This is a genomic window from Plantibacter sp. CFBP 8798 (genome assembly GCF_014841195.1).
Classification (GTDB): domain Bacteria; phylum Actinomycetota; class Actinomycetes; order Actinomycetales; family Microbacteriaceae; genus Plantibacter; species Plantibacter auratus.
Map to the genome: position 1 here is coordinate 1378033 of NZ_JACYTS010000001.1, position 24751 is coordinate 1402783.

At 68.9% G+C, this 24751-nt stretch carries 25 protein-coding genes; 18 read left to right on the plus strand and 7 right to left on the minus strand.

What is annotated here, in order from left to right; genetic code table 11:
• Window positions 1-8: 8 nt before the first annotated feature.
• From IFU30_RS06520 to IFU30_RS06585, 14 genes are all read left to right on the plus strand, one after another.
• A complete protein-coding gene (locus IFU30_RS06520) occupies window positions 9-1022 on the plus strand; it encodes a GNAT family N-acetyltransferase (RefSeq protein WP_192004671.1) in 1014 nt (337 codons plus the stop codon).
• Entirely contained in the window at window positions 1012-1956 is a 945-nt protein-coding gene (truA, locus tag IFU30_RS06525) for a tRNA pseudouridine(38-40) synthase TruA (protein WP_192004672.1), read from the plus strand. The genes IFU30_RS06520 and truA overlap by 11 nt, the downstream gene beginning before the upstream one ends.
• A 176-nt stretch (window positions 1957-2132) precedes the next feature.
• Window positions 2133-2579: a 50S ribosomal protein L13 gene (rplM, locus tag IFU30_RS06530; RefSeq protein ID WP_071259493.1), complete on the plus strand. Its 447-nt coding sequence runs from the start codon at window positions 2133-2135 to the stop codon at window positions 2577-2579.
• A 28-nt stretch (window positions 2580-2607) separates the two neighbouring features.
• On the plus strand, window positions 2608-3093 hold the full coding sequence (rpsI, locus tag IFU30_RS06535; RefSeq protein ID WP_064296683.1) for a 30S ribosomal protein S9: 486 nt from the start codon (window positions 2608-2610) through the stop codon (window positions 3091-3093).
• Between the two features lie 25 nt (window positions 3094-3118).
• Complete coding sequence (gene glmM / locus IFU30_RS06540; RefSeq protein WP_192004673.1) at window positions 3119-4480, plus strand: phosphoglucosamine mutase; 1362 nt, start codon at window positions 3119-3121, stop codon at window positions 4478-4480.
• Window positions 4481-4526: 46 nt separating this feature from the next.
• Complete coding sequence (gene coaA / locus IFU30_RS06545; protein WP_064296681.1) at window positions 4527-5480, plus strand: type I pantothenate kinase; 954 nt, start codon at window positions 4527-4529, stop codon at window positions 5478-5480.
• Window positions 5481-5606: 126 nt separating this feature from the next.
• Window positions 5607-7454: a glutamine--fructose-6-phosphate transaminase (isomerizing) gene (gene glmS / locus IFU30_RS06550; protein WP_079706234.1), complete on the plus strand. Its 1848-nt coding sequence runs from the start codon at window positions 5607-5609 to the stop codon at window positions 7452-7454.
• Between the two features lie 74 nt (window positions 7455-7528).
• Entirely contained in the window at window positions 7529-7885 is a 357-nt protein-coding gene (locus tag IFU30_RS06555) for a holo-ACP synthase (protein WP_064296680.1), read from the plus strand.
• On the plus strand, window positions 7882-9042 hold the full coding sequence (gene alr / locus IFU30_RS06560) for an alanine racemase (RefSeq protein ID WP_192004674.1): 1161 nt from the start codon (window positions 7882-7884) through the stop codon (window positions 9040-9042). Before IFU30_RS06555 ends, alr begins: the two co-directional genes overlap by 4 nt.
• Window positions 9039-9539 (plus strand): tRNA (adenosine(37)-N6)-threonylcarbamoyltransferase complex ATPase subunit type 1 TsaE, encoded by a 501-nt coding sequence (gene tsaE, locus IFU30_RS06565; RefSeq protein ID WP_192004675.1) that lies wholly within the window; start codon window positions 9039-9041, stop codon window positions 9537-9539. The genes alr and tsaE overlap by 4 nt, the downstream gene beginning before the upstream one ends.
• Window positions 9540-9549: 10 nt before the next feature.
• Window positions 9550-10179 (plus strand): tRNA (adenosine(37)-N6)-threonylcarbamoyltransferase complex dimerization subunit type 1 TsaB, encoded by a 630-nt coding sequence (tsaB, locus tag IFU30_RS06570; protein WP_192004676.1) that lies wholly within the window; start codon window positions 9550-9552, stop codon window positions 10177-10179.
• Complete coding sequence (rimI, locus tag IFU30_RS20335) at window positions 10176-10712, plus strand: ribosomal protein S18-alanine N-acetyltransferase (RefSeq protein WP_342450814.1); 537 nt, start codon at window positions 10176-10178, stop codon at window positions 10710-10712. Before tsaB ends, rimI begins: the two co-directional genes overlap by 4 nt.
• Entirely contained in the window at window positions 10709-11767 is a 1059-nt protein-coding gene (gene tsaD / locus IFU30_RS06580) for a tRNA (adenosine(37)-N6)-threonylcarbamoyltransferase complex transferase subunit TsaD (protein ID WP_079705274.1), read from the plus strand. The genes rimI and tsaD overlap by 4 nt, the downstream gene beginning before the upstream one ends.
• Window positions 11768-11861: 94 nt before the next feature.
• A complete protein-coding gene (locus IFU30_RS06585) occupies window positions 11862-12632 on the plus strand; it encodes a DUF4190 domain-containing protein (RefSeq protein WP_192004677.1) in 771 nt (256 codons plus the stop codon).
• A gap of 39 nt (window positions 12633-12671) precedes the next feature.
• Here IFU30_RS06585 and IFU30_RS06590 read toward each other — a convergent pair whose 3' ends face one another.
• Complete coding sequence (locus IFU30_RS06590; RefSeq protein ID WP_192004678.1) at window positions 12672-13877, minus strand: class I SAM-dependent methyltransferase; 1206 nt, start codon at window positions 13875-13877, stop codon at window positions 12672-12674.
• Window positions 13878-14035: 158 nt separating this feature from the next.
• On the opposite strand from IFU30_RS06590, the gene groES reads away from it, so the two are divergent.
• From groES to IFU30_RS06605, 3 genes are all read left to right on the plus strand, one after another.
• Complete coding sequence (gene groES, locus IFU30_RS06595) at window positions 14036-14332, plus strand: co-chaperone GroES (protein WP_056008047.1); 297 nt, start codon at window positions 14036-14038, stop codon at window positions 14330-14332.
• Window positions 14333-14533: 201 nt separating this feature from the next.
• Window positions 14534-15466, plus strand: coding sequence for an EamA family transporter RarD (gene rarD, locus IFU30_RS06600; RefSeq protein ID WP_159880203.1), 933 nt, complete (start codon window positions 14534-14536; stop codon window positions 15464-15466).
• A 187-nt stretch (window positions 15467-15653) separates the two neighbouring features.
• A complete protein-coding gene (locus tag IFU30_RS06605) occupies window positions 15654-16931 on the plus strand; it encodes an ABC transporter substrate-binding protein (protein ID WP_079705276.1) in 1278 nt (425 codons plus the stop codon).
• Window positions 16932-17267: 336 nt separating this feature from the next.
• Here the strand turns inward: IFU30_RS06605 and IFU30_RS06610 are convergent, their stop codons facing one another.
• From IFU30_RS06610 to IFU30_RS06630, 5 genes are all read right to left on the minus strand, one after another.
• The gene (locus IFU30_RS06610; RefSeq protein WP_192004679.1) at window positions 17268-18212 is read right to left on the minus strand and encodes a hypothetical protein; all 945 of its coding nucleotides are present in this window, start codon (window positions 18210-18212) and stop codon (window positions 17268-17270) included.
• Window positions 18213-18689: 477 nt separating this feature from the next.
• Entirely contained in the window at window positions 18690-19466 is a 777-nt protein-coding gene (locus IFU30_RS06615; RefSeq protein ID WP_064296669.1) for an ABC transporter ATP-binding protein, read from the minus strand.
• Complete coding sequence (locus IFU30_RS06620; RefSeq protein ID WP_192004680.1) at window positions 19463-20434, minus strand: ABC transporter ATP-binding protein; 972 nt, start codon at window positions 20432-20434, stop codon at window positions 19463-19465. The genes IFU30_RS06615 and IFU30_RS06620 overlap by 4 nt, the downstream gene beginning before the upstream one ends.
• Entirely contained in the window at window positions 20424-21404 is a 981-nt protein-coding gene (locus tag IFU30_RS06625; RefSeq protein ID WP_086474449.1) for a branched-chain amino acid ABC transporter permease, read from the minus strand. Before IFU30_RS06625 ends, IFU30_RS06620 begins: the two co-directional genes overlap by 11 nt.
• 10 nt (window positions 21405-21414) lie before the next feature.
• Window positions 21415-22632, minus strand: a complete 1218-nt coding sequence (locus IFU30_RS06630) for a branched-chain amino acid ABC transporter permease (RefSeq protein ID WP_079706237.1) — start codon at window positions 22630-22632, stop codon at window positions 21415-21417.
• Window positions 22633-22947: 315 nt separating this feature from the next.
• On the opposite strand from IFU30_RS06630, the gene guaB reads away from it, so the two are divergent.
• A complete protein-coding gene (gene guaB / locus IFU30_RS06635; RefSeq protein ID WP_079705279.1) occupies window positions 22948-24450 on the plus strand; it encodes an IMP dehydrogenase in 1503 nt (500 codons plus the stop codon).
• A gap of 62 nt (window positions 24451-24512) precedes the next feature.
• Here guaB and IFU30_RS06640 read toward each other — a convergent pair whose 3' ends face one another.
• Window positions 24513-24674 (minus strand): hypothetical protein, encoded by a 162-nt coding sequence (locus tag IFU30_RS06640; RefSeq protein ID WP_192004681.1) that lies wholly within the window; start codon window positions 24672-24674, stop codon window positions 24513-24515.
• Between the last annotated feature and the right edge of the window lie 77 nt (window positions 24675-24751).

Below are 24751 nucleotides of genomic sequence, written 5' to 3' on the forward strand. Positions count from 1 at the left end.
CTGGAGACATGAGTACCACTCCCGCCGTTCCGGCCGGCCGGCCGGCCCTGCCACAGCACCCCGACGTCGATCACTGGCGTCCGGCGGTCCGCGCGGACATCGACGACATCGTGGCGCTGTGCCGTGCCATGGACCCGTTCGACAACCCCCACCGGGTGACGAGCCGCGACGAGATCGCGGACCAGTTCGACCACGCGTGGATCGACATGGCTGCGGACAGCCTGCTGGCGATCGCCGCCGACGGCACGCTGGTCGCCTACGCGATGGTGATCCTGTCGCCCTCGCGAGACGTGTCCGTGTATTCGTACGTCTTCGGCGGCGTGCATCCCGCGCGGCGTGAGCGGGGGATCGGCCGAGCGCTGCTCGCGTGGTCACTGGAACGGTCCGAGCAGCAGCTGGCCTCCGTCGAGACGGGTGCTCCAGCTTCGTCCCGTGCCTACGTCGACGAACGGAACCCGGGGGCGGCGCGCCTGTTGGAGCGGTTCGGCTTCGCCGTGGCGCGGTACTTCACGATCATGGAACGCGATCTCTCCGCGCCCGTCGACGAGATCGACGTGCCCGACGGTGTCCGACTCGAGGCGTACCACCCGGACGTGGCCGAACGCACGAGGGAGGCTCGGAACGACTCGTTCCGGGACCACTGGGGCAGCCTGGAGACGGTCCCGACGATGTGGGCGCAGTTCGTCGGCGGATCCCACTTCCGCGACGACCTCTCGGTGGTCGCGATCGACGACGACGGACGGGTCGTCGGCTTCACGCTGGCCGAGGTGGACGAGGACAGCTGGTCCGCGCAGGGGTTCACCAGCGCGTACATCGCCCTCGTCGGGACCGTGCGCGACTGGCGTGGCCGACGACTCGCACCGGCTCTGCTGGCCACCGCGCTTCGCCGGATCCAGGCAGCCGGCCTCGAGCGGGCGACCCTGGAGGTCGACACGGCCAGCCCTACGGGTGCACTCGGGTTGTACGAACGACAGGGCTTCGTCGCGACGACGCGTGATCTGGCGTACGTCCGTGAGCGCTGAGCAGGTCGCGGCAGCGGAGGTCCTCCCGACCCAGCGGTTCCGGCTCGCCATCGCGTACGACGGCACGGACTTCGCCGGATGGGCGAAGCAGCCGGGGCTCCGGACGGTCGAGGGGGTCCTGGAGGAGGCGCTGTATCGCGTGCTCGGCAAGACCGTCCCGCCGATGCCGCGGTTCGTGGTGGCCGGACGGACGGATGCCGGGGTGCACGCGGCCGGTCAGGTGGCGCACCTCGACCTCACCGAGCCGCAGCTCGCGAAGATCACGCGATTGCAGGGGCGCCACGCCGAGTTCCACGACGGTACGCCGCGGAACGAGACCGCGAGCTCCCTCCTCGTGCGTCGACTGAACGGCGTGCTCGGGATGGACCGCGACGTCGTGATCCACACGGCGGAACCGGCGTCGGAGGGCTTCGACGCGCGCTTCTCGGCGGTCTGGCGTCACTATCGCTACCGCCTCGCGGACGCCGACGTCCGCAAAGACCCGATCCTCCGGCGGACGACGAGCTGGACGACGGCGTCGCTCGACGTGGAGCTGCTCCACCGGGCGGCCACCTCGCTCGTCGGGCTCCACGACTTCCAGGCGTACTGCAAACCGAGACCACGCGCGACGACCATCCGAACCCTGCAGTCCTTCAGCTGGGAGCGGGACGAGGCGGGCGTGCTCGTGGCTAGCCTCACCGCCGACGCGTTCTGCCACAGCATGGTGCGGGCGCTCGTCGGCGCTTGCGTCGCCGTGGGGGAGGGGCGCATGTCGCTCGAGGAGGTCGTCCGGCTCCGCGACGGCGGGCGGCGGGAGATCGATTTCCGGGTGATGCCGGCGCGCGGACTCACCCTCGTCGAGATCGGTTACCCCGAGCCGGGGCTGCTGCACGCGCGGGCCGCCGAGACCCGTCAGCGGCGGAGCCACGAGCAGGTGGAGGCGAGCGCCGAGTGAGGTTCCCGGTGGGAATTGACCGCCGGGACGTCGTCGCGTAGACTCTCCCGTTGGTGCCTGCGCCTTCTGCGGCGCGGTACCCGAAGTTGAGCCCTCCACCTCGGGCGTTCCGTTCGGAACACCCAACAGGAGCGGGATTCACGAACGACCAACTCCGACCAGAAAGCAGCACTATTGTGACGCGCACGTATTCCCCGAAGGCCAGTGAGATCACGCACGACTGGGTCGTCATCGACGCCACCGACGTGGTCCTCGGCCGCCTGGCCAGCCACGCTGCAGCGCTCCTGCGCGGCAAGCACAAGGCGACCTTCTCCCCTCACATGGACGGTGGCGACTTCGTCATCATCATCAACGCGGACAAGGTGGCCCTCACCGGCGCCAAGCTCCTGCAGAAGAAGGCCTACCGCCACTCCGGTTACCCGGGCGGGCTCTCGGCCGTCACCTACGCCGAGCTCCTCGAGAAGAACCCGATCCGCGCCGTCGAGAAGGCGATCCGCGGCATGCTGCCGAAGAACACGCTCGGCCGCGACCAGCTCAAGAAGCTCAAGGTCTACACGGGCAGCGAGCACCCGCACGCCGCTCAGCAGCCCAAGCCGTTCACGCTCGACCAGGTCGCCCAGTAAGCACCGGACAAGAAAAAAGGATTACACAGTGGCGAACATCGCAGATTCCATCGAAGAGACCCCGCAGAGCTACTCCACCGAGTCGGCTCCCGAAGCAGCAGTCACCGCGCCTCGCGCCGTGCTGAGCGTCCCCGGCGCAGCCGTCGGCCGTCGCAAGCAGGCCATCGCCCGCGTGCGCCTCGTCCCCGGCAGCGGCACCATCACGGTCAACGGCCGCACGCTCGAGGACTACTTCCCGAACAAGCTGCACCAGCAGCTCATCAACGACCCGTTCACCGTCCTCGACCTGGCCGGCGGCTACGACGTCATCGCACGCATCTCCGGTGGTGGCCCCTCGGGCCAGGCCGGCGCGCTGCGCCTCGGCATCGCTCGCTCGCTGAACCAGATCGACGAGGAGAACAACCGCGCCACCCTGAAGAAGGCCGGCTTCCTCTCCCGTGACGCTCGCGTCAAGGAGCGCAAGAAGGCCGGACTCAAGAAGGCCCGTAAGGCTCCGCAGTTCTCGAAGCGCTAAGCGCTCTCAAGACAAGCGAAGCTCGATGCCTCAGCTGTTTGGTACCGACGGCGTACGCGGACTCGCGAACGCCGACCTGACGGCAGACCTCGCTCTCGGCCTTGCCCAAGCCACCGCAGTGGTGCTTGGGCAAGGCCGTAGTGCTGAGGCCCGCCGTGCCGCCGGGAAGCGTCCGGTCGCCGTGCTCGCACGCGACCCACGTATCTCCGGCGAGTTCCTGTCCGCCGCCGTCGCGGCGGGCCTGGCGTCCTCGGGTGTCGACGTGCTCGAGGCAGGCGTGCTGCCCACGCCCGCGACGGCGTTCCTCATCGCCGACATCGACGCCGACTTCGGTGTGATGATCTCCGCCTCGCACAACCCCGCGCCCGACAACGGGATCAAGATCTTCGCCCGCGGCGGCACGAAGCTGCCCGACGCCGTGGAACGCCGGATCGAGGAGTACCTCGACCGCCCCAAGCTCAGCCCGACCGGCGCAGACGTCGGCCGGATCATCCGCTTCGCCGACGCCGAGGACCGCTACGTCCTCCACCTGCTCGGCAGCCTCCCGAACGGCCTGGACGGCATCCATGTCGTCCTCGACTGCGCGCACGGCGCGGCCGCGGGAGTGTCGCCGGAGACCTTCCGCGACGCCGGGGCCAAGGTCACGATCATCGGCAACGACCCCGACGGCATGAACATCAACGACGGCGTCGGCTCCACGCACCTCGACCTCCTGTCCAAGGCGGTCCTCGAGCACGGTGCCGACCTCGGCATCGCACACGACGGCGACGCCGACCGTTGCCTCGCGGTCGACGCTGCGGGCAAGGTCGTCGACGGCGACCAGATCATGGCCATCCTCGCCGTCTCGATGCAGGAGCGCGGCAAGCTCAAGGACGACACGCTCGTCGCCACGGTGATGAGCAACCTCGGCCTGCACGTCGCGATGCGCGAGCACGGCATCAACGTCGTCCAGACCGGGGTCGGCGACCGCTACGTCCTCGAGGCGATGAACGCGAACGCCTATTCGCTCGGCGGTGAGCAGTCGGGCCACGTGATCATGGCCGACTACGCGACCACCGGCGACGGCATCCTCACCGGCCTGCACATCGTGGCCGAGATGGCGCGCACCGGGAAGACGCTCGCGGAGCTCGCCGCGGTGATGCAGGTGTACCCGCAGATCCTCGTCAACGTCACGGGTGTCGACCGCACGCGCCTCGTCGGCGACGAGGTCGTCGACGCTGCCGTACAGGCTGCCGAAGCCGAGCTCGGAGACGACGGACGCGTGCTGTTGCGGCCGTCCGGCACCGAGCAGCTCGTCCGGGTCATGGTCGAGGCGGCCGACCAGCCGACCGCCGATCGCCTGGCGCACCGCCTCGCCGACGTCGTCCGCGAGCGACTCGCCATCTGAGTCGTCCGGCGGCGGGTCGGCACCTCAGCTGTGGAAGAGTGATCGCATGACTTCGACGACGACGGGCGGTGCCTCCGGGCAGCCGACGCCCTACGTGGAGATCGACCGTGCCGAATGGGCGCGACTCGCTCCGGAGACGGCCACACCGCTCAGCGAGACCGAGGTCGTGCAGATCCGTGGCCTCGGCGACCGTCTCGACATGCGGGAGGTCGAGGAGGTCTACGTGCCGCTCAGCCGGCTGCTGAGCCTGTACGCGAAGGGCACCCAGGACCTCGGGCGAGCGACGAGCCGGTTCCTCGGCGACCAGGCGCTCCGGACGCCGTTCGTGATCGGTGTGGCGGGTTCCGTGGCCGTCGGCAAGTCGACGATCGCGCGGCTGCTGCGCGAACTGCTGTCGCGCTGGCCGGACACCCCGCACGTCGAACTCGTGACGACCGACGGCTTCCTCTACCCGAACGAGGAGCTCCAGCGGCGCGGCATCATGGATCGCAAGGGCTTCCCCGAGTCCTACGACCGGCGCGCGCTGCTGCGGTTCATCACCGCGGTGAAGAGCGGTGCCGCCGAGGTGCGGGCACCGTTCTACTCGCACCTGCGTTACGACATCATCCCGACGGCGCAGGTCGTCGTCCGGCGCCCCGACGTCCTGATCGTCGAGGGTTTGAACGTGCTGCAGCCGGCTGCGACGGCGAGCGGACTCGCGATCAGCGACCTGTTCGACTTCAGCATCTACGTCGACGCACGGACGCGCGACATCGAGTCCTGGTACGTCGACCGCTTCATGGCGCTCAAGCGGGGCGCGTTCTCGAACCCGAACTCCTTCTTCAACGTGTTCGCCGAGCTCTCCGATGAGGAGGCGGCCGATCAGGCGCGGGGGTTCTGGCGCTCGATCAACGAGCCGAACCTCATCGACAACATCCGCCCGACCCGCTCACGCGCCAAGCTCGTGCTGCGGAAGGACTCCGATCACACGGTGTCCTCGGTGCTGCTCCGCAAGCTCTGAGCAGCGGCAGGGGAAGGGCCCGGGAACCGGTGGATCTCGGCAAGACCGTCCTGCTCCGAGGCTGAGCGCCGGCACCTCGAGGTTGGTGCAGGATCCTCGCAAAATCGCCCGATTATGCTGCTCTACATGTGTGGAATCGTAGGGTACGTCGGGAACGACAAGACGGTGGACGTCCTCATGGGCGGACTCAAGCGGCTCGAGTACCGGGGGTACGACTCGGCCGGGATCGCCGTGCTCGACGCGACGGGTTCGCTGAACACCCGGAAGCGCGCCGGGAAGCTGGCCGTCCTCACCGAGGACCTGGCCGCGAACCCCATCGCGCCGGGCTCGACCGGTATCGGTCACACCCGTTGGGCGACCCATGGTGGACCGACGGACCGCAACGCGCACCCGCACCTCGGTGACGAAGGACGCCTCGCGCTCATCCACAACGGCATCATCGAGAACTTCGCCGAGCTGCGCGCAGAGCTCCTCGCAGACGGCTTCACCTTCGAGAGCGACACCGACACCGAGATCGCCGCCGTGCTCATCGGCCGCGAGTACCGTTCCACCGGCGACCTCACCGAGGCCTTCCGTCGTGTCGTCGCTCGCCTGGACGGCGCCTTCACGCTGCTCGCCATGCACCAGGACCTGCCCGGCGTCGTCATCGGTGCGCGTCGGAACTCGCCGCTCGTCATCGGGCTCGGCGACGGCGAGAACTTCCTCGGGTCGGACGTCGCCGCGTTCGTGCAGTACACCCAGCGCGCGGTCGCGATCGGTCAGGACCAGATGGTCGTCATCACGCCTGACGACGTGACGGTCACCGACTTCTCCGGCAACCACGTCGTGACCGAGCCGTTCGAGATCCAGTGGGACGCTTCGGCGGCCGACAAGGGCGGCTGGTCGAGCTTCATGGCGAAGGAGATCAGCGAGGAGCCCGACGCGGTCGCGAACACGATCCGCGGACGGGTCGAGGGCGGCCAGGTCGTCATCCCCGAACTCGCCGGTCTCGACGAGCTCTTCCTCGACATCAACCGCATCGTGATCATCGCGTGTGGCACCGCCGCCTACGCGGGCACGGTCGGCACCTACGCGATCGAGCGCTGGGCCGGGATCCCGGTCACCGTCGAGCTGAGCCACGAGTTCCGCTACCGCGACCCGGTCATCGACGCGCGCACGCTCGTCATCTCGGTGAGCCAGTCGGGCGAGACCATGGACACGCTCATGGCGGTGCGTTTCGCGAGCGAGTCCGGCGCGAAGACGCTGTCGATCTGCAACACCCAGGGCGCCACGATCGCGCGCGAGTCGGACGCCGTGGTGTACACCCACGCGGGGCCCGAGGTCGCGGTCGCGTCCACGAAGGCGTTCACCGCTCAGATCACGGCGCTGTACCTGTTCGGGCTGCACCTCGCGCGGGTCCGCGGCACCCAGACTCCGCAGTTCCTGGCGTCGCAGGTCGAGGAGCTGCAGGCCGTGCCCGACAAGATCGCCAGCATCCTCGGCGCCTCCGAGAAGATCGCGCAGCTCGCCCACTGGATGGCCGACTCCCGCGCGGTGCTCTTCCTCGGCCGCCACGTGGGGTACCCGATCGCGCTCGAGGGTGCGCTGAAGCTCAAGGAGCTCGCGTACATCCACGCTGAAGGCTTCGCCGGTGGCGAGCTCAAGCACGGCCCGATCGCCCTGATCGAACCGGGCCAGCCCGTCTTCGTCGTCGTCCCGAGCCCACGTGGCTCGGCGATCCTGCACCCGAAGGTCATCTCGACCATCGAGGAGATCCGCGCACGTGGTGCCCGGGTCATCGCGATCGCGGAGCAGGGCGACGCCGCCGTCCTGCCCTCGGCCGACGAGGTCATCCCGATCCCGCTCGCCGGTCCGCTGTTCGAGCCCCTGCTCGCCGTCATCCCGCTGCACATCTTCGCGATGGAGCTCGCGACGGCGAAGGGCCTCGACGTCGACCAGCCGCGCAACCTCGCGAAGTCCGTCACGGTCGAGTAGGGGCGGTCCGCGGGGTCCGAGGTGGCCCGTCGAGCGGGCCACCGGGCCGCGCAGGACGGCCGTAGAGTAGAGGGATGATCATCGGCATCGGGGTGGACCTGGTCGACCTCGCACGGTTCGAACGGGCGATCACGCGCACCCCGAACCTGCTGGCCAGGCTCTTCGTCCCGTCGGAACGCGACCTGCCGCTGCGGTCCCTCGCCGGACGGTTCGCCGCCAAGGAGGCGCTCATCAAAGCACTGGGTTCCTCGGACGGTATCCGGTGGCAGGAGATGGCGATCGTGAACGGCCCGGAGGGGAAGCCCGACTTCGCGCTGTCCGGCGTCACGGCTGGTGTCGTGGCCGAGCGGGGGATCACGAGCATGCACCTGACCATGACCCACGACGCCGGGGTCGCCGTCGCGTTCGTCGTCGCGGAGCGGGAGGGATGACGCCCGTGTCCGAGCACGACGAGCGACCGACCCGCGAGGCGATCATCGACCTGGACGCCCTGCGCCACAACGTCCGTCGTCTGCGCGAGCTGACCGGCGTCGGTGAACTCATCGTCGTCGTCAAGGCCGACGCCTACGGGCACGGTGCCGAGGCGATCGCCCGCGCGGCGGTCGAGGCCGGGGCCGATCGCTTGGGCGTCGCCGACATCACGGAGGGCGTCGCGCTGCGTGCCGCCGGGATCACGGCACCGATCCTCGCCTGGCTGCACGGCCCGCAGGCCGCCTTCGGCGCCGCACTCGACGCCGGGATCGACCTCGGTCTGTCGTCAGTCGCGCAGCTCGACCGCGTGATCGAGGCCGCTCGGGATCGGCCGTCCGTCGTGCCGGTCGTCCAGTTCAAACTCGAGACCGGGCTCAGCCGGAACGGCGCGGCCGAAGCCGACTGGCCGGAGCTCTTCCAAGCCGCCGCAGCCGCCGAGGCCGCCGGGCTCGTCCGGGTCGACGGGCTGTTCTCGCACGTCTCCAACACCTCCACCGACGACGACCGAGCCGCCGCCGTCCGCTTCGAGCGCGGTGTGGCCCTCGCCACGGAGGCCGGTCTCGCTCCGCGGAGTCTGCACCTCGCCGCGTCGGCGGCAGCGCTCGGCGAGCCGTCCCTCCGCTACGACGCCGTCCGCCTCGGACTCGCCGTGTACGGTCTCTCGCCCTTCGAACCCACCGACGACGCCGGCCGCTCGGCCGACGCCTTCGGCCTCCGGCCCGTCATGACCCTCCGGGCGACGGTCGCCGCCGTGCGTCGGGTCGAACCGGGCGCCGGGGTGTCCTACGACTACAGCTACCGGAGCAGCACGGCGACGACGCTCGCCCTCATCCCGCTCGGATACGCCGACGGTGTGCCGCGGAGCGCCTCGAACGCCGGTCCGGTCATGATCAACGGACGCCGCTACCAGGTGTCCGGGCGGATCGCGATGGACCAGTTCGTCGTCGACGTCGGCGACGACGCGGTCGCGGTGGGTGACGACGCCGTGCTCTTCGGCGATCCGGCGTCCGGCGCGCCGCGCGTCGAGGAGTGGGCGGAGGCCGCCGGCACCATCAACTACGAACTCGTCACCCGCATCGGGCCGCGCGTGGTCCGGACGACCGGGGAGCGGTCATGACCGATCACGTCCTCACCCCGGGCACCGTCGAGGCGGCGACGCCCGAAGAGATGCACGCGTACGGCGTCCGGCTCGGCGCCGAACTGCGTGCAGGGCAGCTCCTGGTCCTGACCGGGCCGCTCGGAGCGGGCAAGACGACCCTCACGCGAGGGATCGGCGAGGGACTCGGCGTCCGCGGCCCCGTCACCAGCCCCACCTTCGTGCTCGCCAGGACGCACCCGAGCCTCGTCGGCGGTCCGCCGCTCGTCCACGTGGACGCCTACCGGCTCGGCTCGGCGCTCGAACTCGACGACCTCGACATCGACTTCGCCCGGTCCGTCGTCGTCGTGGAGTGGGGAGCCGGGTTACTCGACGGCGTGGTCCCCACGTGGTTCGAGCTCGTCATCGAGCGTCCGACCGGAGCCGGCGACGAGCCCGCGACGGACGACGCCGGTGAGGAGCCGATCGAGCGCCGGACCCTCACGCTCTCGCGGCACCCCGCCATCGACGCCGGGTAGGCTGGACGACGTGCTGTTGGCGATCGATACATCCGCGGGTTCGAGCGTCGCCGTCGTCACCCTGGGTGGCGAGGTGCTGGCCGAACGGTCCTCCGACGACCCGATGCGGCACGCCGAGGTCATCGGGACGCTCATCGCCGGATGCCTCGACGACGCCGGGATCGAGGTCGCCACGCTCACCGGGCTGGTCGCGGGTATGGGACCAGGGCCGTTCACCGGACTCCGGATCGGGATCGCCGCGGCCCGCAGCTTCGGGATCGGCGCAGGCCTCCCGGTGCACCCCGTGGTGAGCCACGACGCGATCGCGCTCGACGCCTACCGTTCCGGTTCCGCCGCAGCCGACGCCACGCTCCTCGTGGTCACGGATGCCCGCCGTCGCGAACGCTACTGGACCAGCTACGCCGGACTCGACGCAGCCGGCCTCCCGGTCCGCGTGCAAGGGCCGGCCCTGGCGAAACCCGACGAGCTGCCGACCTCCGAATCCGCGCGCCTCGACGCGCTGGTCGTCCCCGCCGGGGCACTGGGACAGGTCGCCGCCGCACTCCTCGCCACCGATGGTGGATTCGCGGGGGAGGAGCCGTTGTACCTCCGCTCGCCCGACGTCACGATGTCAGCGGGCGCCAAGCGGGTGACGGCGTGAGCTGGTCGCTGCGCCGCGCCGGTGTCGCCGACCTCGACGCGATCATGGAGCTCGAGCACACCGTTTTCGTGAACGACGCGTGGTCGGCGGACATGATGCGCGCCGAACTGTCGTCGCCGCACGGCTACTACCTCGTCGCGACGGAGGTCGACGGCGACGACGCGACACTCGCCGGCTACGGCGGTCTCTTCGCACCGTCCCGGTCCGACGACGCCGACATCCAGACCATCGCCGTCGCCGGGCACGCCAGAGGACGAGGGCTCGGACGACTCCTCATGCAGGCGCTCATCGAGCAGGCCCGGCAGCAGGACGTCACCCAGGTGTTCCTCGAGGTCAGGGCCGACAACCCCGTGGCGATCGCACTGTACCGGAGTCTCGGCTTCGAGGAACTCGGCGTCCGCCCCGGCTACTACCAGCCGGACGACGTCGACGCCATCGTCATGCGACTCACGGTCCAGCCGAGGCCACCCATGCCCGCCCACGGGCAGTCCCCGCTCGACCCGACCGACCAGCACCCCGGGAGCATCGCGTGAACCGTGCAGAACCGCTCGTCCTCGGCATCGAGACGAGCTGCGACGAGACCGGGATCGGCATCGTCCGCGGACACCACCTGCTGGCGAACACTATCGCCTCGAGCATGGACGAGCACGCACGGTACGGCGGCGTCGTCCCGGAGGTCGCCGCACGAGCCCACCTCGAGGCGCTCGAGCCCACGCTCACGGCGGCGCTCGCCGAGGCCGGCATCGCGTTGGCCGACCTCGACGCCGTCGCGGTGACGAGTGGCCCCGGCCTGTCCGGCGCACTCATGGTCGGCGTCGGCGCAGCGAAGGCGCTCGCCGTGTCCCTCGGTAAACCGCTGTACGCCGTGAACCACCTCGTCGGTCACGTCGGCGCGGACGTCCTCGACTCCGAAGACGGGACGATCGAGTACCCGACGATCGCCCTGCTCGTGTCCGGCGGGCACACCTCGCTGCTCCTCGTGCGGGACCTCGTGTCGGATGTCGAACTGCTCGGCGAGACCATCGACGACGCGGCGGGCGAGGCCTTCGACAAGGTCGCGCGCATCCTGGGTCTGCCGTACCCGGGCGGGCCGCAGATCGACCGGGCGGCCGTCGGCGGCGACCCGAAGGCGATCCGCTTCCCCCGCGGACTCAGCCTGCCGAAGGACATGGAGCGGCATCGCTACGACTTCTCCTTCTCCGGCCTGAAGACGGCCGTGGCGCGCTGGGTCGAGGCGAAGCAGGACGCGGGGGAGCCGGTCCCCGTCGCGGACGTCGCCGCCAGCTTCCGCGAGGCCGTCGTCGACGTGCTCGTCTCGAAGGCGGTCAAGGCGTGCACCGAGCTCGGTGTGCCCCGCCTGCTGCTGGGGGGCGGTGTCATCGCGAACGCACGGCTCCGCGAGGTGGCAGCCGAACGCACCGCCTCGGCCGGGATCGAACTCCGCATCCCGCCGTTGCAGCTGTGCACCGACAACGGCGCGATGATCGCCGCGCTCGCCGCGCAGCTCATCTCCGCCGGACACGAGCCGTCCTCGCTCGACTTCGGCGCCGACTCGACCCTGCCGGTCACCGAGATCCAGGTGCACTGACCGCTCGACGAGCCGTCTCGCGGCCGTCGACCGGGTGCGCAGACGTCGGCGCATAGGATGGGCCGGTACCCGGTCACGGATCGAAGGAGCGGCGATGGATCAGCACGAGCACCCCGACGGACGACCTCAGCACCAGGACGGTGCGGTGGACGGGCAGTCGCGCCCGCCGCAGGCCGAGCAGCCGAACGGGCAGCCGCAGCAGCCGTGGGGGCAGCAGCCCCAGCCCCAGCAGCCGCAGCAGCCCTGGTCGCCGTACCAGCCGCCACAGCCCTCCCAGCAGGCCGGCGTCGCGCCGCAGGGCCAGCAGCAGCCGTATCAGCCTCAGCCCCAGGCCCAGCAGCAGCCGTACCAGCCTCAGGCCCAGGCCCAACAGCCGTACCAGCCTCTGGGTCAGGCCTCCCCGCCGCCCACGGATTGGCAGCGCGGCGCCGGCGCGCCCGTCACGCCACCGACGCGCCCTGCCCAGCAGGGCTCATCCCCCTCGGCCCCTCCGGCGGGTTGGCAGGGCGATCACGCGACCTATCTCCAGACGGTGCCGACGGCGGTCTACCAGGCGCCGAGCCAGGGTGGCTACGCCGCGTACCAGCAGTCGCAGACGCAGACCCCTGCCGCGTCGACCGGGACCTCGCGGAGCACCTGGTCGCTCATCACCGGTGTCGTCGGGCTCGTCGTGTCGGTCTTCGTCGGTTGGGGCTTTCCCCTGTCGATCGCCGCGATCGTGCTCGGGTTCGGAGCCAGGCGTCGCGAGCCGCAGGGCCGAGGTCGCGCCCTCACCGGCCTCGTGACCGGGTTCGTCGGCCTCGCCTGCTCGGTCGGCTGGCTCGTCTACAGCGTCGTCGTGATCATCGGGTACGTCTCGACCTGATCCTCCTCGGGGCGCTGCGGCCCGGCGGAGGCCGTCGGGTCAGGCGTCGGTGGCCGGCGTCACCCGTTCGACGAGCAGCGCACTGTGTTTGCCGGCGATCCTCGTGAGGATGATTGTCGCCGAGCCGTCGCCCTTGAGCGAGAGGCGCTTCCGGAACGCCGCGGGGTCGACGTCGACGCCCCGTTTCTTGATCTCGAGGACGCCGATCCCGCGATCACGCATCGTGCGCTTGAGGACCTTCTCGTCCATCGGCAGCCGTTCGAGCACCCGGAAGGTCGTGGCGAACGGCGAGCTCGTCGCGGTGTCGGAGGTCAGGTAGGCGATGCCCTGGCCGAGCATGCCGGCCTCCAACCGGATGGCGAGGTCGCCGATGAGTCGGGCCCGGATCACGGATCCGTCGGGTTCGTGCACGTAGTCGCCGAGCTCCCGCACCGGGGCGTCGTCGGCGTCGGCCTCGGCGCGCAACTCGTGGTGGACGCCGTCCGCGAGGAGGAGCGCGGACCGTCGGACATCCGGACGGGCCAGCGGGCCGAACCAGAGCGCCATCTCGACGAGCTGTCCGTCGACCGACACCCACTGCGCCTCGGCGTCGTCGGGGATGAGGGAGCGGTCGAATCCGGGCCCGAGCTTGACGCCTGTGGGAAGGCGGGTCGCCGCACCGAAGACCAGGTCGAGGGACGGGGTGTAGTCGGCGGCACTCGACAGCCGCGCGGTGTCGGCGTGTCCTGCGGTGCGCCGCGCGGGATCGAACCAGACCGCGTCGAAGTCGTCGAGGGAGACGTCTTCGGCGGCGGCGTTCCGCACGGTCGCCGTGGGGAACGGAGCGAGGTTGTAGCTGGCGATGGCCGCGGTGACCTCGTCGATGTCGACCGCCGTGACCTCCAGGTCGAGCGAGGCCATGGCCATCGAGTCGGCGCCGATGCCGCTGCCGAGGTCGGCGATGCGCGTGAGGCCGGCCCGGGCGAACCGCCCGGCGTGCAGCGCGGCGACGGGAAGGCGTGTGGCCTGTTCGAGCCCGGCCTCGGTGAACAGCATGCGGCCGGCGAACGGTCCGAACTTGCCGACAGCCTTCTGCCTCAATCGCGACTGCGTGAGGACCGCCGCGACCAGCTCGGGGGAGTGGCCCTCCTTGCGCAGGCGCCCGACCAGGCGGACGGCCTCGTCCTTCGTCGGGTAAGGGGGGAGGGAGTCGAGGAGCCTGAGGCCGTCGGCCGTGAGGAGTTCGACGAGTTCCGAACGGTCCATGGTCAGCGGGCCTCGGGCGGAGCTGGATGCATCCGGCAACGGTAGCAGTCGCTGATTGGCACTCGCATTGCATGAGTGCCAGAACATGCCTACACTGGAATCAGCACTCTCGCAGTGTGAGTGCTAACCACGTCTTCGTTTCAAGAAAGAGGTCAACCGTGTCGGTCTCCATCAAGCCGCTCGAGGATCGCATCGTCATCAAGCAGGTCGAGGCAGAGCAGACCACCGCTTCCGGTCTGGTCATCCCCGACACCGCCAAGGAGAAGCCCCAGGAGGGCGAGGTCGTGGCGGTCGGACCCGGTCGCATCGACGACAACGGCAACCGCGTGCCGCTCGACGTCGCCGTCGGCGACAAGGTGATCTACTCCAAGTACGGTGGCACCGAGGTCAAGTACGCCGGTGAGGACTACCTCGTCCTGTCCGCGCGCGACGTCCTCGCAGTCGTCGTCCGCTAGTCACCAGCGCACGGATCCGGCGGCTCAAGCCGCTCAACAGCCCGAATGGCATTCGCCGTTCGGGCTGTGTCCGTTTCCGGAGGGTGTCGCGGGGAGTCGCGGGTCTAGCCTGGACCAGTGCAGAACCCCAGCGATCCAGCCGACGTCGACATCCACCCCGTCACCGTCGACGGGGGAGGGGATCGACGTGCGAGCGTCGCCGTGCCCCAGCAGGGGAGCCGGTCCGGACTGCTCTCGGCGGTCGCCGCCTACTGCCTCTGGGGAGCGCTCCCGCTCTACTTCATCGCCCTCGCACCGGCCGGCGCCTTCGAGGTCGTGGCGTGGCGGATCCTGTTCTCCCTCGTCTTCTGCGCCGTCCTCATCCTGGCGACCCGTTCCTGGCGTCGACTGTTCGGCATCCTCCGCCAGCGCCGCATCGTCCTGACGATGGGCCTCGCCGGAGCGCTCATCTACGTCAACTGGCAGACGTACGTCTACGGTGCGCTCAACGGCCAAGTGGTCGAGGCGTCGCTCGGGTACTTCATCAACCCGATCGTGACCGTCTTCCTCGGCGTCTTCTTCCTCCGCGAGCGGCTGCGTCCAGCCCAATGGGCTGCGGTGGTCGTGAGCGTGATCGCGGTCCTCGTCCTCGCGATCGGGCACGGCAGCGTCCCCTGGATCGCCCTCATCCTGGCCTTCTCATTCGGCCTCTACGGCTACATCAAGAAATTGGTGGGCGGCTCGGTCGACGCCGTGTCCGGGTTGACGCTCGAGACCGTGTGGCTGATGCCGGTCGCGATCGCCCAGCTCATCGCTGTCGGCGTGACCGGTGGGCTGACCATCGGCACCGCGGGCGTCGGGCACGCCCTGCTGCTCGTCGGCGCCGGCGTCATCACCGCCGTCCCGCTCCTGCTGTTCGCGGCGGCTGCCCGCCGCCTCCCGCTCACCTGGATGGGTTTCATCCAGTACTTCGCACCGATCATCCAGTTCGTCGTCGGTGTCGCCGTCCTGCACGAGGCGATGCCGCCGGAGCGCTGGTTGGGCTTCGGTCTCGTGTGGCTGGCGCTCGCGATCCTCACCGTCGACATGCTCGTCGCCTCAACGCGGGGTCGTCGGGCCGCCGGGGCCGAACGGCGCCGCTCCACGCGGGTCTGAACAGCGGATTCCAGCGCTGATCGCGCGACCACTGCAGGAAAAGCGCGAAACAGGCCCTCCTGAGGTAACGATTTGGTCGTGTTACACGCTTGTAACGTCAACGACATTGTCCAGCGCACGTGCAGCGGATAACTTGACTCAACGGCAGCCCCTGGAGCTGCCACTCTTCTGACAAGCAAGGAGTACCATGAGCGTCTTTTCGAAGGCCACGGCCGCTCGCTCCCGCCCACGTTCCATCGTTCTCGGTGGCATCGCACTGATCGGAGCCAGCGCGCTGGTCCTGAGCGGTTGCGCCTCAAGTGGTAGCGGCGACAGCGGCAGCAGCAGCAAGCCTGCTGGCGACCTGACCCTGAAGCTCGGCACGGCGTTGCCGCAGACCGGTAACCTCGCGTTCCTCGGCCCGCCCGAGGAGGCCGGTGTCGGTCTCGCGGTCAAGGAGGTCAACGACGCCGACCTCGGCATCAAGATCGACCTGACGCTCGGCGACTCGGGTGACTCCGACAACAAGGCGTACGCGACCGAGGTCCCCCGTCTGCTCTCCGAGGGCGTCACGGCCATCATCGGTGCAGCGTCCTCGGGTGTGTCGAAGCTCTTCATCGACGAAGTCACCGGCGCAGGCGTCATCCAGTTCTCCCCGGCGAACACCTCCGCGGACTTCACGACGTGGGACGACAACGGTCTCTACTGGCGGACGGCGCCGTCCGACGTGCTGCAGGGCGAGGTCCTCGGGAACCTGATCGCGGAGGACGGCAACGCCACCCTCGGCATCATCTACCTGAACGACTCGTACGGCACCGGCCTCGCGAAGTTCACCAAGGAGGCCTTCGAGAGCGCCGGCGGTGAAGTGGTCGCCGAGCAGTCGTACAACACCGGTGACACCTCGTTCGACGCGCAGATCAGCGCGGTCAAGGCGGAGAACCCCGACGCGATCGCGATCATCGCGTTCGAGGAGACCAAGACGATCGTCCCCGGTCTCGCCGGCTTCCCGTCGGACAAGCTCTACTTCGTCGACGGCAACCTCGCCGACTACAGCGCGGACTTCGCTCCGGGCACCCTGACGGGCGCCAAGGGCACGCTGCCCGGTCTCGACACCGCGAAGCTCGGTGACTTCACCGACCGCCTCCAGGCGTTCGTGAAGGACGAGGGCGGCGAGCCGCTGAAGGACTACAGCTACGCGGCTGAATCCTACGACGCCGTCATCCTGCTCGCCCTCGCGGCGCTGCAGGCCGGTTCGACCGAGGGTGCCGACATGGCGGCCCAGCTCCAGTCCGTGTCCGGTGGCAAGGACAAGGGCGAGAAGGTGACCACCTTCGAAGAGGGTGCGAAGGCCATCGCCGACGGCAAGAAGATCGACTACGACGGCAACTCCGGTCCGATCACGTTCGACGAGAACGGTGACCCGACCGAGGCGACGATCGGTATCTACCAGTACGGTGACGACAACAAGTACACCCGCACCAACTAGTCGCCCACGCGACTGACGAGGCCCCGGAGCGATCCGGGGCCTTCGTCGTGCCCGGCCCCCGATGCACCCCGCGTGTGGTGTGCCGTGTGTGGTGGCGCCAGCGCGGTGCGCTGACGCGAGCGCGGGTCCAGCGCGTGGGCGCGGGTCTCCAGAGACCCGCGCCCACGCGCCTGGGTCGCGCTCACGCCGATTCCGAGCCCATGCGGCACAGCGGGGCGCGCTCACGCCGACGCACCGCGCTGGCGACGGGTCGCCTGCCAGCGCACCGCGCTGACGGAGGGTGCGGCGCGGTCACGTCGGCGCACCGCGCTGACAGCGATCAGTTGGGCGCCCGAGTCAACGGAACGCGCGTTGCAGTCCCGCGCGTTCGAGCTTCGCGGCGAGCCGGCTCGGATGGACGAGGTCCTCCCATGTGGCGCGGACGACCGTGTAGCCGAGCGCGCGCAGCCGATCCTCCCGATGCTTCTCCGCCAGGACGATGTCGGCCACGTCCCGTCCTTGCGTGAACTCCTCCCGCACATACTTCTGCCGGCCGTCGAGTTCGAGGATGATGCGCTCGTCCGGCCAGACCGCATCGACCACACCGACTGGTCCGTCCGCGTCGGAGAACGCCTGCTGGAGCACCGGCAGGGCGAAACCGAGCTGCGCGATCACGACCCGCATCTTCGATTCGCCACCGTTCGCGGCGAGGGGGTCCGCGAATTCGATCGCAAAGCGCACCTGCCGTCCTCCCCGACGGCCCGGCAGGTCTCGTGCGAGCGAGCGGAGCACCGTCTCGTCGGTGAGCTTGAGCCGGAGGGCAGCGTCGGCGACGGCGACGGCGTCCTCGAGGCGGGCGATCCGAGCGAGATCGACGACGGTCCGTGCCGGGTCCGTGACCGCGAGCCCGTACCGCATCCGTCGGGCGACGGAGCCCTGCGTCGTGTGACGGATGATGCCGGGGGCCGAACGCCCTCCGCGGTCACCGCTCGTCAGCGTGTGCACCTCGGGAGGCCATGGACCCACGATCGGAAGCCCCCACAACCGCGCCGCCGAGTAGTGGCTGAACAGAGCGTCCTTGCGGAGCGCGACGGCCGCCGCATCGATCCGGACCCGGTAGCGGTCATCGGGGGACAGGGAACTCCATATCGGTTCAGGGACGTAGATGCCCTTCCGCAGACGCACCAGGTCGCCGTCGCGGTGGGCGGCGCTCACCAGGCGCTCGGCACCGACCCGACGTGCGTCGCGGACGAGGAGGAGTCCGTTCGGGCGGAGGAGCAGGTTGAGATCGAAGGATTCCATCGCCTCACCGTGCCCGTTCGCCTCCGCCGTCACCTCGTGTCGTGGAAGCGATGTGGAGAACTACTCCCATCCGGCCTCCGGTGGAGCGAGGGTGGAGCGGCGCCCAGCGCGGTGCGCTGACGCCAGCGCGGGTCGTAGGTCTCAGCGCGGGTCGCTGTGCCGCGGGGGCGGGGATTCGGCGTGAGCGCGGGTCCAGCGCGTGAGCGCGCGCCTCCGGAGACCCGCGCTCACGCGCCAGGACCGCGCTCGCGTCAGCGCACCGCGCTGGCGAAAGGAGGAGGGGGAATGCACAACTCCTCCGTCCCCGTCTCAGGAGGCCGTCTTGGTACGACGGTGCCCCTCGGGGGAGGGAGGAGTTGTGGTTCGTTCACCGGTCGGGATCCGGTGGCTTCTGGCCCGTCGCTCGGCACGCGGCCGGGACGAGCATGTTCGAGGGTACCGAAGTACCCGCCGACCCGCGAGTGGGGATCGCCCTGATCAGTCCTCGTCCTGGCCGAGCGTACCCAGGTAGAGGCCGATCACCTTGTCATCCGAGAGGAGCTCGCGGCCCGTCCCGGTGTAGGCGTCACGACCCTGGTCGAGCACGTACCCGCGGTCGCAGATCTGCAGACAGCGACGTGCGTTCTGCTCGACCATGATCGTGGTGACGCCGGCCTTGTTGATGTCCGAGACCCGGATGAACGCGTCGTCCTGGCGCACCGGCGACAATCCCGCGGACGGCTCGTCGAGGAGCAGCACATGCGGATCCATCATGAGGGCCCGCGACATCGCGACCATCTGGCGCTCACCACCCGACAGCGAACCAGCGCGCTGCTTGAGCCGCTTGCCGAGTTCGCTGAAGATCCCGGTGACGAACTCGAGGCGTTCGTTGTACTGCTTCGGCTTCTGGAACAGCCCCATCTTGAGGTTGTCCTCGATGGTGAGGCTCGGGAACACGTTGTTCGTCTGCGGGACGAACCCGACGCCGCGGGCCACGAGCTTGTTCGCCCGGAGCCCCGTGATGTCCTCGCCGTTCAGCAGCACCTGTCCGCTGCGCACCTTGACCTGTCCGAAGATCGCCTTCAACAGCGTCGACTTGCCCGCACCGTTCGGTCCGATGATGCCGATGAGCTCGCCCTTCCGGGCGGTCAGGTTGGCACTGTTCAGGATGTTCACGCCGGGGAGGTACCCGGCGGTCAGATCGGTGACCTCCACGACCATCTCGGCGGTCTTGACCGCAGTGCCGCCGACCGGCGCACCCTTCACGTCGCTCATTTCCGCTCCTCCTCGGGCTCGGCACCAGCCGCGAGCCGTTCGTCCTCGATCTCGGCGAGCAGCTCCTCGGCCGCAGCGCTGTCCTCTCCGGCGATCCTGCCGGTCACGACCCCGAGGTCGACGTCCTGGTGGCTCCCGAGGTAGGCGTCGATGACGGCCGGATCCTCCATGACGGTGTCGGGCGGGCCCTCGGCGACGACGCGACCCTCGGCCATGACGACCACCCAGTCGGCGATGTGCCGGACCATCTGCATGTCGTGCTCGACGAACAGCACGGTCATGCCTTCGTCCTTCAACGCCAGGATGTGGTCGAGCAGGGACTGCGTGAGCGCCGGGTTGACGCCGGCCATCGGCTCGTCGAGCATGACGAGCTTCGGGTCACTCATGAGCGCCCGCGCCATCTCGAGGAGCTTCCGCTGCCCACCGGAGAGGCTGGCGGCGTAGTCGTCACGCTTGGTGTCGAGCTTGAAGCGACGCAGGAGGTCCATCGCCTTGATCTCGAGGTCCTCCTCCTGCTTCCGCCAGAGCGGCTTCACCAGGCTGGAGAAGATGCCCTCGCCGGTCTGGCCGGTTGCGCCGAGCTTCATGTTCTCGAGCACCGTGAGCAGGCCGAGCGCCTTCGTCAGCTGGAAGGTCCGGACCTGACCCATGCGGGCGACCTTGAACGCCGGGACGCCCCCGAGGCTCTTGCCGTCGAAGTTCCATGTCCCGGTGTTCGGCTTGTCGAAGCCGGTCAGCAGGTTGAACAGCGTGGTCTTACCGGCACCGTTCGGGCCGATGAGGGCGGTGATCGCGTTGCGGGGCACCTCCAGGTGCTCCACGTTCACCGCCTGCAGGCCGCCGAAGGTCCGGGTGACCTGGTCCGCGATGAGGATCGGGTCGACCTTCTTGACGCCCGGGACGATCTCGCCGACGTGGAGGCCGGTGGTCTTGACCGGTCGCGAGGTGGGTGAGCTGTTACTTGACAAAGGTCAGCTCCTTCTTGTTTCCGAGGATGCCTTGCGGCCTGAAGATGACGATCAGCATGAGCGCGACACCGACCAGCACGTAGCGGAGCGTCGACGCCTGCGTCGAGCTCATGAACGGCAGGACGTCCGCCTTCACGAGCGCCGGGAGGACGTTCGAGAGGAACGCCATGATCACCCAGAAGATCACCGAGCCGAGCAGCGGCCCGAAGACCGTCGCGGCTCCACCGAGGAGGAGGATCGTCCAGATGAAGAAGGTGAGACTCGTGACGTACACGCTGGGCACGACCGCGGAGGGGAGCGCCAGCACCACCCCGCCGAGCGCACCGAACACGCCACCGACGACGAGCGCCTGCATCTTGTAGGCGAACACGTTCTTGCCGAGCGCCCGCACGGCGTCCTCGTCCTCACGGATACCCTTCAGCACACGGCCCCAGGGGCTGCGCATGAGGAGGAACACGAGGAGGGCGGCGACGGCGAGCAGCAGGATGCCGAAGATCCGGACCCACCACTGGTTCGCGTTGAGCTCCCACGGGCCGAAGCCGTAGATGCCCTCCGGGATCGGGTTCGCCGCACGGAAGCCCTCGTGGTAGTTGCCGAGTCCGTCGGCCGAGTTGGTGAACTCGTCGAAGACCTGCGTCGTGAAGAGGAGTCGGACGATCTCGGCCGCCGCGATGGTGACGATGGCCAGATAGTCCGCCCGCAGTCGCAGGGTCGGGATGCCGAGGATGAAGGCGAAGACCACCGAGGCCAGGCAGCCGACGATGATGCCCGCCCACCACGGGAGGTTGAAGCTCAGGATCGAGATGGCGTAGCCGTAGGCGCCGAGCGCCATGAACCCCGCCATACCGAAGTTCAACAGACCGCCGTAGCCGAAGTGCACGGCCAAGCCGAGTGCTGCGAGCGCGTACGCGATCGTCTCCGGGCTGATGACCCAAGCGAGCGTGTTCGAGAGAATGCTTCCCCAGTCCATGCGCGTGCCCCTAACCGATTCTCTCGCGACGTCCGAGGATGCCCTGCGGTCTCACGAGGAGCACCGCGATGAGCACCACGAGGGCGCCGACGTACTTGATGTCAGACGGGATCCAGAGCGTCGAGACCTCGACGAGGATGCCGATGATGAGGGCGCCGACCATGGCGCCGAAGGCGGTTCCGAGCCCGCCGAGGGTGATGGCCGCGAAGATGAGGAGGAGCAGCTGCGCTCCCATGTCCCACTTGATGCCCGGTCGGAAGTACGCCCACAGGATGCCGGAGAGGCCGGCGAGGGTCGCTGCGAGGATCCAGACGATGCGGACCACGCGGTCGACGTCGATGCCGCTGGCCGCTGCGAGGCTCGGGTTGTCCGAGATGGCTCGCGTCGCCTTGCCGGTCTTCGTCTTGATGAGCCACCAGGCCACGCCGAGGAGCACCACGACGCTGACCGCCATGCTGATCATGTCGGTGACGCTGAGCGAGACCGTGCCGAACAGTTTGATGTTCTCCTCTCCCGAACCGGGCAGCTGGAACGTCCCGCCGCCGACGAAGTAGAGGAAGACGTAGCGGAGCGCCAGCGACAGGCCGATCGAGACGATCATCACCTGCACGATGCCGACGCCCTTGCGTCTCAAGGGTCTCCAGATGCCGGCGTCGAGCGCGAAGCCGAACGCGGCGCTCAGGGCGAGGGCGATGATGATGGCCAGCCAGATCGGCCATTGCAGGAACACCCCGAACACGAGCGCCATGATCGCGCCGAAGGTCACCATCTCCGCGTGGGCGAAGTTGCTGAGTCCGGTGGTGCCGAACACCAGGGAGGCTCCGATGGCAGCCAGGGCCAGCATGAGCCCGAAGTTCAGGCCGTTGACGAGTCGTTCTGCGAGTTGATCCCAGAAGCTGACGGTGACGCGGACGCCCTCGCCGAGGAAGAAGTTCACGGACTTCGATTGGGTGAGGCCGAACTCGGCCTCGATGGTCGAGCCGCCCTCGGCGACGATGACGCCCTTCGGGAGGGTCTCCTCGTCGAGCGTTACCTTGTACGTACCTTTCTCGGGGACGCCGATCTTCCACTTGCCGTCGGCGTCGGTGTCGACATCGGCCTTGTAGCCGTTGCCGTCGACCGTGATGTTCACGCCTTCGAGTGGTTTGTCGTCGTACTTGACGTTCCCAGCGAAGTAGAAGTCGTACTCCTCGCCCACCTCGTCAGCATGAGCCGGGACGGCGCTCATGACGGACGTGAGGGTGATGGCCCCGAACAACAGGGCGATGAGGAGCACGAATCTCCGTGCCAGTCTCGGGTTTCGGGTCGTTCCAGCGAACTTCACTGCACCTCCAGTGCCGGGCCACTTCCGTGGACCGTTCTCCTGCGTCGGACAACGCTGTTCGACGATAGAACCTGATTATTGCCTACATGTTTCGCCCGTGCGTATTTCTCCGCATCGATTTGTCGGGATCGTGGAATAGGGGTAGGCCCCGCTCGGTTACGATGGTGATACCGGCAGGTCTGCGTTTCTCCGGTGTGTTCGTGGCTATGAGAGGGATAAATGGACCAGCCTGATCCGTTCGGATTCGTAGGACTCACGTATGACGATGTGCTGCTGCTGCCCGGGCACACCGACGTCATCCCGAGCGAGGCGGAGACCTCGTCCCGCCTGACGAAGCGGATCACCGTGAACACGCCGCTGCTGTCGAGCGCGATGGACACCGTGACCGAGGCCCGCATGGCGATCGCGATGGCTCGCGAGGGCGGCATCGGCATCCTGCACCGCAACCTGTCGATCTCCGACCAGGCCGAACAGGTCGACCGCGTGAAGCGGAGCGAGTCGGGCATGATCACGAACCCGATCACCACCACGGCCGACGCCACCGTCGCCGAGGTCGACGAACTGTGCGGCCAGTTCCGCATCTCGGGCCTCCCGGTCGTCGACGACAAGGGTGTGCTCGTCGGCATCATCACGAACCGTGACATGCGCTTCGTGTCGCCGTTCGAGAAGGCCACGACCCGCGTCAGCGAGGTCATGACGAGCACCGGTCTCGTGACCGCTCCCGTCGGCACCGACCGCAATGCGGTGATGGCGCTCCTCGCGCAGCACCGCATCGAGAAGCTGCCCCTCGTCGACGAGGCGGGCAAGCTCAAGGGCCTCATCACCGTCAAGGACTTCGACAAGAGCGAGAAGTACCCGCTGGCCACGAAGGACGACACGGGTCGTCTGCGGGTGGGTGCGGCCATCGGCTTCTTCGGCGACGCCTGGTCCCGTGCGGGCCAGCTGCTCGACGCCGGCGTCGACGTCATCGTGGTAGACACTGCCAACGGTGAGAGTGCCGGCGTGCTCGACATCATCCGCAAGCTCAAGGCCGACCCGGCGTTCGCCGGTGTCGACGTCATCGGCGGCAACGTCGCGACCCGCTCCGGCGCGCAGGCCCTCATCGAGGCCGGCGCGGACGCGATCAAGGTCGGCGTCGGTCCGGGTTCCATCTGCACCACGCGCGTCGTCGCCGGTGTCGGTGTCCCGCAGGTCACCGCCGTCTACGAGGCGTCGCTCGCGGCGCGCGAGGCGAACGTCCCGGTCATCGCCGACGGCGGTCTGCAGTACTCGGGCGACATCGCGAAGGCACTCGTCGCGGGTGCCGACACCGTCATGCTCGGCTCGCTCCTCGCCGGCACCGACGAGAGCCCCGGCGACCTCGTGTTTGTGGGCGGCAAGCAGTTCAAGAACTACCGCGGTATGGGATCGCTCGGAGCCATGCAGACGCGAGGCGAGAAGACCTCGTACTCGAAGGACCGCTACTTCCAGGCCGACGTGCCGAGCGACGACAAGCTGATCCCCGAGGGCATCGAGGGCCAGGTGCCCTACCGCGGCCCGGTGTCGGCCGTCGCGTACCAGCTCATCGGCGGGCTGCGCCAGTCGATGTTCTACGTCGGCGCGCGCAACATCGGCGAGCTGAAGGCCAAGGGCAAGTTCGTCCGCATCACCTCGGCGGGCCTCAAGGAGTCGCACCCCCACGACGTGCAGATCGTCGTCGAGGCGCCCAACTACCGTAAGTAAGCACCCGCACGAACGCCGACGGTCCGGCAGGCTTGCGCCTGCCGGACCGTCGGCGTATCAGGTCAGCGCCCCAGTCGGTGGTCGATACGTCTCAGCACTGCCCACGCCGCGATGGCGACCAGCGCCAAGACGATCGCGCCCAGGACAGAAGCCGCGACGTCGAAACGGTTGATCACGGCGATGATCGCGAACGTCGCGGCGCCGAAGAAGATGCTCGTCCGCATGATTCGAGGGATACGCGAGCGTCTCTCCTGACGTCGTTCCCGCCGAGGAAGAAGTCGCCGAGCGCTTCCAGGCCGAC

Excerpts from the sequence above, each read along its gene's own strand:
- IFU30_RS06640 (WP_192004681.1), bottom strand. The coding sequence starts at position 24,674 with ATGCGGACGAGCATCTTCTTCGGCGCCGCGACGTTCGCGATCATCGCC.
- alr (WP_192004674.1), top strand. The coding sequence starts at position 7,882 with ATGACGCCCGTGTCCGAGCACGACGAGCGACCGACCCGCGAGGCGATC.
- IFU30_RS06605 (WP_079705276.1), top strand. The coding sequence starts at position 15,654 with ATGAGCGTCTTTTCGAAGGCCACGGCCGCTCGCTCCCGCCCACGTTCC.
- IFU30_RS06585 (WP_192004677.1), top strand. The coding sequence starts at position 11,862 with ATGGATCAGCACGAGCACCCCGACGGACGACCTCAGCACCAGGACGGT.
- guaB (WP_079705279.1), top strand. The coding sequence starts at position 22,948 with ATGGACCAGCCTGATCCGTTCGGATTCGTAGGACTCACGTATGACGAT.
- IFU30_RS06520 (WP_192004671.1), top strand. The coding sequence starts at position 9 with ATGAGTACCACTCCCGCCGTTCCGGCCGGCCGGCCGGCCCTGCCACAG.
- IFU30_RS06615 (WP_064296669.1), bottom strand. The coding sequence starts at position 19,466 with ATGAGCGACGTGAAGGGTGCGCCGGTCGGCGGCACTGCGGTCAAGACC.
- IFU30_RS06625 (WP_086474449.1), bottom strand. The coding sequence starts at position 21,404 with ATGGACTGGGGAAGCATTCTCTCGAACACGCTCGCTTGGGTCATCAGC.
- tsaE (WP_192004675.1), top strand. The coding sequence starts at position 9,039 with ATGACCGATCACGTCCTCACCCCGGGCACCGTCGAGGCGGCGACGCCC.
- IFU30_RS06630 (WP_079706237.1), bottom strand. The coding sequence starts at position 22,632 with ATGAGCGCCGTCCCGGCTCATGCTGACGAGGTGGGCGAGGAGTACGAC.
- coaA (WP_064296681.1), top strand. The coding sequence starts at position 4,527 with ATGACTTCGACGACGACGGGCGGTGCCTCCGGGCAGCCGACGCCCTAC.
- glmS (WP_079706234.1), top strand. The coding sequence starts at position 5,607 with ATGTGTGGAATCGTAGGGTACGTCGGGAACGACAAGACGGTGGACGTC.
- glmM (WP_192004673.1), top strand. The coding sequence starts at position 3,119 with ATGCCTCAGCTGTTTGGTACCGACGGCGTACGCGGACTCGCGAACGCC.
- IFU30_RS06590 (WP_192004678.1), bottom strand. The coding sequence starts at position 13,877 with ATGGACCGTTCGGAACTCGTCGAACTCCTCACGGCCGACGGCCTCAGG.
- IFU30_RS06555 (WP_064296680.1), top strand. The coding sequence starts at position 7,529 with ATGATCATCGGCATCGGGGTGGACCTGGTCGACCTCGCACGGTTCGAA.
- IFU30_RS06610 (WP_192004679.1), bottom strand. The coding sequence starts at position 18,212 with ATGGAATCCTTCGATCTCAACCTGCTCCTCCGCCCGAACGGACTCCTC.